The sequence below is a fragment of the Streptomyces sp. NPDC054794 genome (assembly GCF_053611585.1).
Genome location: NZ_JBSHAQ010000053.1, coordinates 59277 through 70367, shown reverse-complemented (window position 1 = coordinate 70367; position 11091 = coordinate 59277). Strand labels below are relative to the sequence as shown.

Sequence of the window (11091 nt, the reverse complement as noted above, 5' to 3'; positions counted from 1 at the left end):
AAGCATCGACCACACATCCCACGCATCGGGCGGGTACAGCAGCGGATACCGGCTCGTAGTGACACTGTCGCCGTCGGCGCCCTGGATCTTCTCCCACAGGTCATCCGTGGGCCGCTCGTAGTCGTCTGCGGTCCGGGTCCGCATGAATCCGGCCGGGTCCGGCTCGGTCCGGCCGACGGCGCCGCCGTCCTCGGTCTTGTCGGCGGTGACGATCAGCCCTGTGCCCGCGAGGGTGGTCACGAGTCGTCCTCCGGGCTGGAGGGAGGCCAGCCACGAGGCGGGAACGGGCCGTACGGACACCGTGGACACGATTCGGTCGAACTCGCCCGGCAGAGGGCCGGTGATGTCACAGACGGCCGTGTGCGGGTGCAGCGCGATGGAGTCGAGCCGATCACTCGCGGCCTTCACGAGGTACGGGTCGACGTCCACGCTCGTCACCCGTTCGGCACCCAGCCGCTGGCACAGCAGCGCGGTGCCATAGCCGGTGCCGGTCGTCACGAGCACGCGCGAGTCGTCGGCGATCATCGCGTGCCGGTACATCGCCACGACCAGCCCCGGCAGAGTTGACGATGAGGTGGGGTCCCCATGAAAGACGGTGGCGCCGAGCCCGGCGTGGTCGGCATGGTGAGGGCCGATCCGGGTCACCAGTGTCCGGTCCGCGTAGACGGCCCGCATCCATGCGCCGGAGTCGGACGGCCCGTCACGCAGCTCCCACGCCTGATCGCCGCGCGCCCACCAGCGGGGCACGAACACGTGTCGTGGCGTGGTGGCGAGCGGCTCATACCAGCGTGACTCCGGCCGAAGGACATCGGCGGCCAGGCGCCGTGCGTGCGTCTTCCACTCCATCGGTGCACCGCCTTCTAGTCGTACGCCGGCTCACACGCCGGGGTCTCGGCCGGCGAGCAGTCAGAGCCGTCCTGGTCAGGATTGCAGGCCGCGACCACTCCCGGGGAGGGCTGGCAGGAGTCCTCCTTGGGTGTGCAGCTGTCCGGCACGCAGGTGGCGCGATTGCGAGGGATCGACGCTGCAACGTGCGCCCACCGCTGCCCAGCGAGCACCGCCCTCAGCCCGGCCGTCTTCACCGAGCCTGCCGGCAGGAACCGGCCCAGCACGCACGGGGTCACGGTGCCGTCTGGCAGGACGGCGGCCTTGCCGTCAGCGCACCGGCCGCACAGCTCCGACGTGGACGGCAGTACCGCGCTCTTGGCCGCATTGCCAATGGCGCGCACCCGGTCCACGTGCACTCGAGTGGCGCCGAGGGTTTCCATCTCGGCGCGGGCTTCCTCGGTGCGCTGCCCGTCGCGTATGTGGATGATGCCGACCTTCACGGGGATGCCGCGGCGTACCGCTTCGGCGATGTTCGCCCGGGTGGAGTCGTGGGAGCCCTTGCGACCGGTGATCTCATCGTGCTCGTCCGGGTCGTCGGAGTAGTACGAGGTGCCCAGGGTGACCTTCGGGTGCGCGAACAGCTTCCAGTGCTCTCGCCGCACCCGGTACAGGTTGCTGAACACCTGGACGCCGAGCCCGATCTCCAGCGTGTGCTCGACCAGTTCGGTGAAGTCGGGGTGTATGGTCGGCTCGCCGCCGATGAACTGCACCGTCTTCACGCCGAGTGCGGCGGCTTCGTCGATGACGCTGCGCCAGTCTTCGGCGGTCATGGTGCCGTGGTCCTTCGTCGGCCCGGCCTGGGCGTAGCAGTGTGACGAGCAGGTGAGTTGGCAGCGGTTCGTGAGTTCCAGCTCAAGGAACGTCAGGGCTGCGGGTGTTGAGTGTGCCTCGGGAGCGATCGTCATACGTTCTCTCCTTGGTGTGATGCGGCCCTTTGTATGTCCGGCGCGGGGGCTTCGGGCGGCAGTTCGGGGCGGGTCTTGGCTGGTGCGCGGGCTGTGCCGTGCGCGGTGTCCAGGAGGCTCGGGCCGATCAGGATCACGGGCGGGGCGACGCCGAGGACGGCTAAGAAAGTCACCGCCCGGCCAGGGCGCGACGGGCGGGCGTGGGAGCCGCTCATCAGTTCTCCTTCGGATGGCTCTGGTGGGTGCTAGGCGCGATGGCCTCGATCGAGCCGGTCGCCGTGGTCCACTCGATGCCGCCGTCTTCCGGTCGCAGCCAGGCGACCGGCTTCGGCGACGTCCCGTCCGGCGCGATGGCCTGCAGGACGCCGATGCGGCCAGTTGCGGTGTCGAGGACCCTGCGGCCCAGAAGCCCGTGGTCGTGGTGCTCGAGCCCGAGGTCCTTCACCGCGCCTCACCGCCCCGGGCAAGTGGTTCCCACGAGTAGCAGACGTGCACGCCGTGGTCGTGCAGCCAGCGGATCTCGCGGTGTCTCAGCTCCCGGGAGCCTTCAGGCGCGATGGCAGCCGGCCATCGGACGATGGCCGTGCCGGCCTCGGCGCCCTCGGCCAGGCCGCGAACGCGTGTCCACCCCGCACGGCGCAATGGCTCGGGCTCCCCATAGGGGTCGGTGATGGTGTCGACGATGGTCAGGCCACGCGACGTCGCGAACTGCTTGCCCTCCTCTTTGGCGCGTTCGGTGGCGAGTGTGGGCATCTGGCGGCCCTGCTCGACGCACACGTACAGCACAGCCCGTGCGGCGGCGGGTAACTCGGTCTGGTTCTCCTGCTCCGTAGCGGTCATGGGGACCTCGTTGTGGTTCGCGGCGGTGACGGTCCGGGGCGTGCCCGTCAGAGGAGGCGGAAACGCCCCACGCGGCAGCAACTTCGGCCTTGGCCGGAGCGTTTGCCGCTGACGACCAGTCAACGATCACCGAGTGCTGTGGAACCATCACGCATGCGGCACACGCATCCGGATACCCGCCGGGCGGGTACGGGCAGGCGCTGTGGGCCGCTGGGACTCGGTGAGCCGTGCAGCAGGCGGCAGAGATCCGGGAAGCGTCCCGGCGAGGCGATTACGGCAGGGTCATCGAACTGGTCCGCAAGGACCGGCGCGTGACCCAAGTCCAGCTCGGACAAGCGCTGGGCATGTCGCAGTCGGCCATCTCCCGCCTGGAAAAGCGCGGCCCGCGCACCTACAGCACCGACGCCCTAGCCGCGGCAGCCGCACACCTGGAGATCCCGCCCCACCTGGTCGGACTCTCCGGCGGCCGACCGCAGGCACAGGCGAGAGACGACGATGACATGCACCGACGCGCCCTCCTCGGCGGAGCCGCAGCAGCAGCCGCATCACCCGTCCTGGCAGCCATACCATCAGCCACCGGCACCAGCCAGGCGGCCGCCCTGCGCCTGTCCACGACCGCCTACAGACGACTCGACGGCTCCACCCCCTCGCAGGACCTCGAAGAGGCCGTACAAGCCCATCTGCGGCTCATCCAGGCCACAGCACGCAACGCCACCGGCGAACAGCGTGCACGTCTAGCCGCCGTCGGCAGCGAGGCCGCCAGCCTCGCCGGCTGGCTCGCCTGGGACATGGGCAACCACGGCTCCGCACGCGCCCGCTACGGCGCAGCCATCAACGCCTCCCGAACGGCCGGCGACCCGCTGCTCACCGCCTACCAGGCCGGAAGCCTCGCCCAGTTCGAAGCCCACACCGGCAACGGCACACAAGCCCTCAACCTCACACGCCGGGCCCGCCGCGCCCTCGGCCAGCAATGCCCGCCCGTCGCCGACGCCTGGCTGTCCAGCATCGAAGCCCTCGGCCACGCAGCCCTCGGCGACCGACATGCCACAGACAAGGCACTGACACACTCCCGAAAGGTGGCCGAGACCCTGCCCGACCAAGCGCCGCCACCATGGCCCTGGGTGTTCAGCTTCACCCCCGAAAAGGTCACCGCCCACCGGCTGACCTGCGGAGCCTGGCTCGGCCTGCCGCGATGGGTCCTCGCCGACGACGTCAACGCCCTCGCCACCGGCCACGCCAAGCAAAGGGCCCTGCTCCTCCTCGACATCGCCGCCGGACACCTGGCAGCCGGACGTGTCGAGGGCGCGTTCTCCCTCGCAACCCGGGCACTGGAGAGCGGCCTTCACTACCGGTCCGGGCGCATCGTGGAACGGGCTCGAGCCGTGCGACGCTCGCTCGCACTGTCCTCACCACCCAAAGTAGTCAGGGACTTCGACGAACGCCTCCACGGCGTCTACCTGTGAGAAAGAGTGAAAGCATGCGGGTAGGGATCACCGGACACCGCGGACTGAGCAACGAGGTCGAAGCCCAGGTCCGGGCGCTTCTGGCCGACGCCGTCAAGAAGTACGACCCGGCCGAACTGGTCGGTGTCTCATGCATAGCGGACGGCCCCGACTCCTGGTTCGCCCAAGCCGTCCTCACCCACGGCGGCCGCATCGAAATCGTCGTGCCAGCCGCCGAGTACCGCCAAAGCCTCCCCGACTGGCACCACCCCACCTACGACAAGCTGCTGAGCCGAGCCTGCGACGTGCACGAAACCGGCATGACCACCTCCGACTCCCAGGCCCACATGACCGGCAGCGAGATCCTCGTCGGCCTCGTCGACGAACTCCTCGCCGTCTGGGACAGCCAGCCCGCCCGCGGCTACGGCGGCACCGCCGACGTCGTCGCCTACGCCCAACGACAGGGCACCCCCGTACACATCCTCTGGCCCGAAGGAGCGACCCGCTGAGCAACACGGCCAACAAGCCAGACAGCGCCCATTGCCGTCCCCGCACCCATCGAGGCCGCGCTGTACAGCTACCTGAGCACCTTCGGCCTGGTCTTCGACTGCTTCGACTTCGCCCTCACCAGCAACGGGAACCGGCCCGAGGACTGGGTGTTCATCGAGTGCAACCCCAACGGCCAGTGGGACTGGCCGCCCGACGCCGGCACCATCACGACAGCGTTCGCCGACATCCTCACCACGAGCACGGAAGGAGGCGCGGCGCGATGACGATGCCCGCCGACCCGGAAGCCGACTCCGCGCGGCTGCGCGCAGCAATGACCAAGACCCTCGCCGCCGACGGCGTCCTGGCCGATCCCGCCTGGCGGGCAGCCGTCGCCACAGTGCCCCGACACCGGTTCGTGCCCGGCTTCTACCTGGCCTCCGGCCAGCGCGACGGTCAGGGGCTGACCGTGTGGGAGCCGGTCACCGCCGAACTCGACTACGGCCGGTGGCTGGCCGCCGCGTACTGCGACACCACGCTCATCACGCAGTTCGACGGCGACGAACCCGACTGGAAAGCACCGGCCGCCCGGCACGGCGGAGCACCGACCTCCTCATCCACACGGCCGTCCCTGGTCGTGCGGATGTGGACCGACGCCGACGTGCACGAGGGTCACACCGTGCTGGAGATCGGAACCGGCACCGGGTACTCGACCGCTCTGGCCTGCGAACGTTCTTGACCATGGTCGGGACTCCGTGGTCGGGGGTCTGGTCGGGGCTTGCGGGCTTTCTCGATCCCATGACCAGCCCCCCATTGAACACTTCGGCCGGGAGATCGGCGTCCAGCCCCGCTGAACCCCTGTCGCCTCAGGTGCTGGCCGCGCTCGCCCAGCACCGCATCGCCACCACCAGCCAGTTGCGCCGGATGCTGCGACCGGACGGCACGTGGCAGCTGATGTCCCGCGTTCTGAACAGACTGCGCGCCGACGGCTTCGTCGACTGCACGGTGCTGCCGGACGCGAACCGAACCCGTACCAACGCCTGGTAGCTCACGCCGGACGGCGCTCGGTTGACCCGGGACCTGCCGGTCCTGCGGGGGCGGCCGCCCTACCCCATCACCTCGACCACGGCAGCGTCGCTGAAGACCCCGCACACGCTGGCCGTCGTACGCGCCCACCTCGCCTTCGCCGAAGATGCCCGCCGGCTCGGGCACGAGCACGGCCCCTGGGACTGGACCCCCGAGGTGTCCCACTCGATCGGCGAGGGTGAACGGATCGTCGCCGACGCGGTCATGTACTACACCGTCGCCGAGCGCGAGCACCGGCGAAAGCTGCGGGCGTTCGTGGAAGTCGACCGCAGCACCATGAGCAGCGAACGGCTGGCCGTGAAACTGATCGAGTACGCCCGCCTGTTCCAGTACGAGGCCCAGCCCGTCGGCCGGCGCAGGCAAGCCGCCGCAGGTCCCGCCTGGCTGCGCTGGTATCCGGTCTTTCCCCGTGTGCTCTTCGTGCTCACCGGTGCCTCCCGGGCCAGGCTGGAGAATCGAATGAGCGATCTGCAGGCGATGGTTGCTCAGCACCCGCTTGTCTCCGCCCTCGCCCGCGAGGTCCGACTGGGAGCCGCCGTACTGGAAGACCTTGAGCAGCACGGTCCTGCACGGGACGTGTGGCAGCCTCTGGCCGGCGGTAAGCCACGTGCGTGGACAGATCTGTGAGCCCCCCGCCAGCAATTCAGCCGAGGTGGAGGGTGGTCAGGGCGGTGGTCCAGTCGGTGACGATCGCTTTCTGCGCGGCCGCGAGCGTGACCTGGCCCTTGCAGACCGCGGTGTGCAGCTTGGTCTCCACCGGGTCCTTCTTGTTGTTGACGCCAGAGCCCGAGCGGTGGCCGGGGTCAGCGGGCTCCACCCACAGATTGCGGTAGTCATTGGGGTCGCCGCCCAGCTGAAGGCTGATCAGATGGTCGTACTCGGCATCGCCCATGCGCCCGGTGTAGCCGTAGGAGGCCGCGTTCAGCCGCTTCTCCTTGCCCGTCACGTACGCGGACGGGCGGATGCCGGACGTGTAGCCGCCCTTGCGACAGATCGTCGAGTTCAGGTTCGCCTGCGTGACGGCAGGGGAGATCGCGCCCGGCGTGCACTGGGGGTCCTCGATCGGCTCCCCTCTCTCGTAGCGGTAGTGGCAGGAGCCCGCGGCCGGCTGCTGTTGCACCGTGTAGTGCTTCTGCGGACCAGCACCCACCGCGATCGGGCCGGACATCCCACCGGTCGGCGCGGCCGTTCCCGACGCTCCCCCGACTGGACTTTGGCTCCCCGATGCCGACCCGGTGCCGAGCGAGACGGAACAGCCGGACAGCATCAGGCAGGCGAGCGCCACGGATGAACCGGCGCGGCGGGTGGAATGCATGGCGACCCCTCACGGTCAGGCAACGGCTGAGCAGATGCTGCCCCACCAGGTCGCCGTCCTATCAGCCGGGGTCTGCCCGGTAGAAGCACGCCCGCCGCGCTGAGGCCGCCAGCCGGAACGCCGGACAAGGCCACGGATGGCGGGCAGTTGCTCAAGCCGGCGGGCAGCGTCGCTCCGGCGGCAAGGAAAACCGCAGGTCACGGCTAACTCTCGCCGGCCATATCGTCGCTGCGTTCCCAAAGCCCCGCTGCTCATCCGGCGGGGCTTCGGCGTTGGTCCGCGTCTCGCGCTGATCCGAGCTCATCGCCCTGCTGTACGACGACCCGGACCGCCCCCTGCTCACACAGCAGCTTGACCGGATGCGGTGAAGAACTCGGCGCCGAAAGGGGTGTCATGAGCCGCATCCACGCCCCTTTCTTCCGTGCCATCCACCTCCAAGGAGGACTGACCTCATGACCGTCACACCGATCCGACCCGGCCATGAGCAGCCGGCCGCGCCCGACGGGCAGCACCAACAGGCTGAGCCGTTCTTCGAGCTGCGCTTCGCCGAACTGCGCATCACCCTGCATCGCCCGCCTTACAGGCTCATGGGTGCGCTCGCGACAGGAGCCGGCGTCCTGTCGGTGTGGCTCATCCGCTGACCGACCAGCCATACCGGCGACACCCGCGTACTGCGGTTCGCTGGGAGACTCCACAACCTTCCACGGGATGCCCACGCTCCGTGGGCCGTGTTCAGCAGTCCAGCGCATTGCGTCGGCTGGCCATAGCTGTTGATCAGGCTGCCGCCCCCGGACACTGGTCCTGGGCGGCAGTCGTTTGTCTGAATCGTCAGGGCCGCTTGATCAGCGTCCCCTGCTCCTACTGTCGTTCTGCGGCGCTCTGGGATAGCGGCGGCAGGAGTCCGTCGCCCGGCCAGAAGGGCTGCTCGGCCGCGATGCCGGTGAGGAGCATGCCGACCTCGGTCAGGACCTTGGTGCGGTCGTCCGGTCCGTAGACGGTGAGCCCCCCGGCTGCCGCGTCGAAGGCCCGCACCTGGCTGTCGGGGCCGGTGCAGATCAGGGCCCGGGCGATTTCGGGAAGTCCGAGGCTGAGGGCGTCGCACCTCTGTGTCTGCACAAGTTGCACCAGGTCGGCGGTGACACCTTCCCAGTCGCCGACCGCCGGCCAGTCGCTGCCCCCGTTCAGTTCGTGGGTGAGGGTGGCCAGCGGGACGATCTCGCCCGGCTGCCGTTCCCGGGTGAGGAGGTTGTGGATCCGGGTGCCGTCGGGCTGGAGTACGTGCGGGTGGAGCAGGGTGTCGGCGGCGACCACGGTGGTGTTGATCTCCTGGGTTCCGGGTCCGGGGTAGTAGGGCTCGTGCGCGAAGAGCAGGTAGATGTCTGCATTGCGGGCAGCCGGGTCGGGCGCGGGCTGGGTCATGAGGAGTGTTCCCTTCAGCGGTGAGGGGCCGGGCGTGTGCTGATGGGCCTGGTCGGCGGCGGCTGGCCCTGACTGTGCGCATGGGCTCTTGAGGATCTGGGCCACCTGGTCGGCGAGTTGGAGGATCAGCCGTTCGCGGGCGATGAGTTCGCATGAGGCCGAGCGGGTGTCGTGGGTCTGGAGCAGGTCGGCGGCGTCCCACAGCAGGTGCTGGCCGATCTCGGCCGACCGGCGCAGTTCGTAGCGGTCGCTGACGGCGGCGGCCTGGACGAGGTAGGTCTGCAGGGTGGCGAGGCGCTGGAGGCAGCGGCAGGCGCTGGCGTCTTCGACGCTGCGGACGTGTTCGCGGGCCCGGGCGTCCAGCGTGCCCGGCAGGTGTTCGGCGAGCAGCGGCGCGAGCGCCATCGCGGGCAGGGCGACGCCGGCGGGGATGCCATGGGTCATGGCGAAAAGGCCGGCGAACACGCTGATGGCGGCGGCCGTGAGGGTGGAGAAGCGTAAAGAGCCGGGGATGGTGGGCGTCAGTCCGATGCGCAGGGCGGGGGCGCCTGGTCAGCCAGCGCAGGGCCGCGCGCTGTGTGCGCGTCGCCGATGGGGTGAGGACCCCTATCTGGTGGGGGAGTTCGGGTCGGGAGCCGTCGCCTGGGATGGTCCAGGCGGGCCAGCCCCACCGTGTGCGCTCGTAGACGAGCACGGGTTCGCACTCGGCTGTGCACGTGTGGTCGCGGACGTGGCCGGTGCGCAGGGCGCGGGCGTGTTCCGCCTCCCACCGGCCTGGGTCGAGGGTGAAGGGGTGCCGGTGGTGCGCGGCCGCGGTCGGCGGTGGGGTGCGGGGGGTGTCGGTCACGGGCTGCTTCCTTCCGGTTGGTGGGTCAGGCGGAGGCGCATGTGGTGCAGCGGCCGTCGCCGTCGGGGTGGGCTCGTTTGCGCGTCGGCCCGGGGCAGGTGCGGCACCGCGGCCAGCCGAGGCAGGCCGGGCAGAGGTCTTCGCCGGGGGCGGTTGCGGGCACGCCGCAGCCGGCGCATTCCACGAGGGCCCGATAGGTGAGGGCTTCGCTCACGGTTCGGCCGGCCGCTGCGGCCGATGACCGCTCCGCTGTCGCGGCCGCGAACGGCTCGTCCAGCTCGCCCGCGTCGAGGCAGGCGACGGTGACGGGCGGCGGGTAGGCCTGGGCTGCGCGAAGCCGGGCGGCGATGATCGCGCCGACCGAGGTGCGCACCGGGTTCGGCAGGGGCCGGCCGGTGATGACGTGGCGCAGCTGCTCGGCGCTCCAGCCGGAGTCCAGCATCACGGTCGCCACGCGGCCCTGATCGGTCAGCGCCGGCCCGGTCAGCAGGAGTTCTGGACGGCTCGCCCCGATCTCCAGCAGCAGCCGGATGCCCTCGTGCATTTCGTCGGCCGGCGGCAGAGCCGGGGATGCTGTCGCCTGTGAGGGGACCGTCCTTGCGTTCGTGCACGCGGCGTCGCCGCGGTCGCACGGACGGAGGGGGTTGGTCTTCTGCTTGTTGGTCTTCTTAACGATGGTGTTCTTAGTGCCGGGATCAGCCAACACTGGCTCAGCCAATCCTGGATAACCCGACTCTGGTTGTGAGCTGGGGTTTTGCCAGGCGGGCAGGTCGGTGATGAAGTACAGGGCCTGCCCGAGCGTGCCGTCGGCGTTGCGGTCGCGTTCCCGCAGCAGGAACCCGTGACTTTCCAGTTCCTCCAGGCCGGTGGTCACCGCGTCAACGCGTTCGCGGCCGTGCCGGGCCAGATTGGCGACGGTGATCTGCCAGCCGTCCCGGTGGGTGCTGATGTAGCCGAACAGTCCCTTGGCCTTGAAGGAGAGCCGGCTGTCGCGAAACAGCGCGTTGGCGATCTGCGTGAACTGATCGGCCGCCATTACCCCGCGGCGGATCCCCGCGCCGAATCCAGCGTCGCTGCCGGGCTCCCGGAAGGCCTGTGCCGATGCTGGGTCGATCGGCAAAATGTCCGGGGCGGCGGGCCGGTCGGTGATGCTGTAGAGGACCTCTGCGAGGGTGCCGTTCGGGCGGCGCACACGATCGCGGCCCAGATAGCCGAACTTCTCCAGCTCGTTCAGCCCCGCCCGCACCGCGTCTCGCCCGTCGGGACCCAGGGCGACGAGGGCGGCGATGGTCACCAGCCACCCGTTGCGGTGGATGCTGATGTAGCCGAAGAGCCCCTTCGCCCGGTACGAAATCCGGCTGTCGCGGAACAGCCCGTTCGCGATCTGCGTGAACTGATCGGCCGCCATCACCCCGCGGCGGACCCCGGCTCCGAAGCCGCTCATCGCGCCGCCCTGGGCACGAACCGCGTGCGGTGGCCGCGGCAGCGCACCGTGCGCACCGGGGTGGGGCGGCCGGTGGGCAGGGGTGCGTAGGCGTACGTGCGTTCCATGCCGTCAGCTCATCCGCCGACCCCGACCAGGCTGACGGCCATGAGGCCCGACCATCGGTCACGATCCGGCAACGCGGCGTTCTAGCTGCCGTGGTCGGGGTCATGGTCGGGCCGACCAAGCCTGCCCGGCACGGTGCGCAGGGAGTGCGCAGCCCGATGGCGCAGCCTCGGCTGGGCGTTGCGCAATCGGGGTGCGCACCCGAGCGAGGGTCGTGCGCAGTCGGGTTGCGTGCGGCGGGTGCGCAGTACGTCCGGGGGGAACCCCATGTCGTCGTGCGCAGAGCCGGGTGTCCCGATGCGCAGGCCGCCCTC

The 11091-nt window shown here is 70.0% G+C and carries 10 protein-coding genes and 2 pseudogenes; 5 read left to right on the top strand and 7 right to left on the bottom strand.

The annotated features are described in order from the left end of the window. From ACWGKT_RS38700 to ACWGKT_RS38685, 4 genes are all read right to left on the bottom strand, one after another. Positions 1-846 (bottom strand): protein-L-isoaspartate O-methyltransferase family protein (locus ACWGKT_RS38700; protein WP_453277349.1); only part of this gene is annotated, 846 nt, incomplete at its 3' end. A gap of 14 nt (positions 847-860) precedes the next feature. Beyond that, the gene (locus ACWGKT_RS38695; protein ID WP_453277348.1) at positions 861-1793 is read right to left on the bottom strand and encodes a radical SAM/SPASM domain-containing protein; all 933 of its coding nucleotides are present in this window, start codon (positions 1791-1793) and stop codon (positions 861-863) included. Between the two features lie 214 nt (positions 1794-2007). Further along, the gene (locus tag ACWGKT_RS38690) at positions 2008-2238 is read right to left on the bottom strand and encodes a hypothetical protein (protein WP_453277347.1); all 231 of its coding nucleotides are present in this window, start codon (positions 2236-2238) and stop codon (positions 2008-2010) included. Next, positions 2235-2633: a hypothetical protein gene (locus tag ACWGKT_RS38685; RefSeq protein WP_453277346.1), complete on the bottom strand. Its 399-nt coding sequence runs from the start codon at positions 2631-2633 to the stop codon at positions 2235-2237. Before ACWGKT_RS38685 ends, ACWGKT_RS38690 begins: the two co-directional genes overlap by 4 nt. Positions 2634-2944: 311 nt before the next feature. Here ACWGKT_RS38685 and ACWGKT_RS38680 point away from each other — a divergent pair, with 311 nt between their 5' ends. From ACWGKT_RS38680 to ACWGKT_RS38665, 4 genes and pseudogenes are all read left to right on the top strand, one after another. Then, complete coding sequence (locus ACWGKT_RS38680) at positions 2945-4096, top strand: helix-turn-helix domain-containing protein (RefSeq protein ID WP_453277345.1); 1152 nt, start codon at positions 2945-2947, stop codon at positions 4094-4096. A 14-nt stretch (positions 4097-4110) separates the two neighbouring features. Next, positions 4111-4584 (top strand): hypothetical protein, encoded by a 474-nt coding sequence (locus tag ACWGKT_RS38675; RefSeq protein WP_453277344.1) that lies wholly within the window; start codon positions 4111-4113, stop codon positions 4582-4584. A gap of 260 nt (positions 4585-4844) precedes the next feature. Then, positions 4845-5294 (top strand): annotated as a pseudogene (locus ACWGKT_RS38670) (ATP-grasp peptide maturase system methyltransferase); the annotation flags it as partial. Between the two features lie 65 nt (positions 5295-5359). Then, a pseudogene (locus ACWGKT_RS38665) lies at positions 5360-6274 on the top strand (replication-relaxation family protein). Between the two features lie 16 nt (positions 6275-6290). On the opposite strand, the gene ACWGKT_RS38660 reads toward ACWGKT_RS38665, so the two are convergent. Continuing rightward, on the bottom strand, positions 6291-6962 hold the full coding sequence (locus ACWGKT_RS38660) for a hypothetical protein (RefSeq protein WP_453277343.1): 672 nt from the start codon (positions 6960-6962) through the stop codon (positions 6291-6293). 452 nt (positions 6963-7414) lie between these two features. On the opposite strand from ACWGKT_RS38660, the gene ACWGKT_RS38655 reads away from it, so the two are divergent. Further along, entirely contained in the window at positions 7415-7603 is a 189-nt protein-coding gene (locus ACWGKT_RS38655; RefSeq protein ID WP_453277342.1) for a hypothetical protein, read from the top strand. A 217-nt stretch (positions 7604-7820) separates the two neighbouring features. Here the strand turns inward: ACWGKT_RS38655 and ACWGKT_RS38650 are convergent, their stop codons facing one another. Beyond that, entirely contained in the window at positions 7821-8825 is a 1005-nt protein-coding gene (locus ACWGKT_RS38650; protein ID WP_453277341.1) for a hypothetical protein, read from the bottom strand. 428 nt (positions 8826-9253) lie between these two features. After that, on the bottom strand, positions 9254-10672 hold the full coding sequence (locus ACWGKT_RS38645; protein WP_453277340.1) for a hypothetical protein: 1419 nt from the start codon (positions 10670-10672) through the stop codon (positions 9254-9256). Between the last annotated feature and the right edge of the window lie 419 nt (positions 10673-11091).

Bases quoted from the DNA above. Each gene is read 5' to 3' on its own strand.
- ACWGKT_RS38695 (WP_453277348.1), bottom strand. From the start codon at position 1,793: ATGACGATCGCTCCCGAGGCACACTCAACACCCGCAGCCCTGACGTTC.
- ACWGKT_RS38685 (WP_453277346.1), bottom strand. From the start codon at position 2,633: ATGACCGCTACGGAGCAGGAGAACCAGACCGAGTTACCCGCCGCCGCA.
- ACWGKT_RS38675 (WP_453277344.1), top strand. From the start codon at position 4,111: ATGCGGGTAGGGATCACCGGACACCGCGGACTGAGCAACGAGGTCGAA.
- ACWGKT_RS38660 (WP_453277343.1), bottom strand. From the start codon at position 6,962: ATGCATTCCACCCGCCGCGCCGGTTCATCCGTGGCGCTCGCCTGCCTG.
- ACWGKT_RS38655 (WP_453277342.1), top strand. From the start codon at position 7,415: ATGACCGTCACACCGATCCGACCCGGCCATGAGCAGCCGGCCGCGCCC.
- ACWGKT_RS38650 (WP_453277341.1), bottom strand. From the start codon at position 8,825: ATGACCCATGGCATCCCCGCCGGCGTCGCCCTGCCCGCGATGGCGCTC.
- ACWGKT_RS38645 (WP_453277340.1), bottom strand. From the start codon at position 10,672: ATGAGCGGCTTCGGAGCCGGGGTCCGCCGCGGGGTGATGGCGGCCGAT.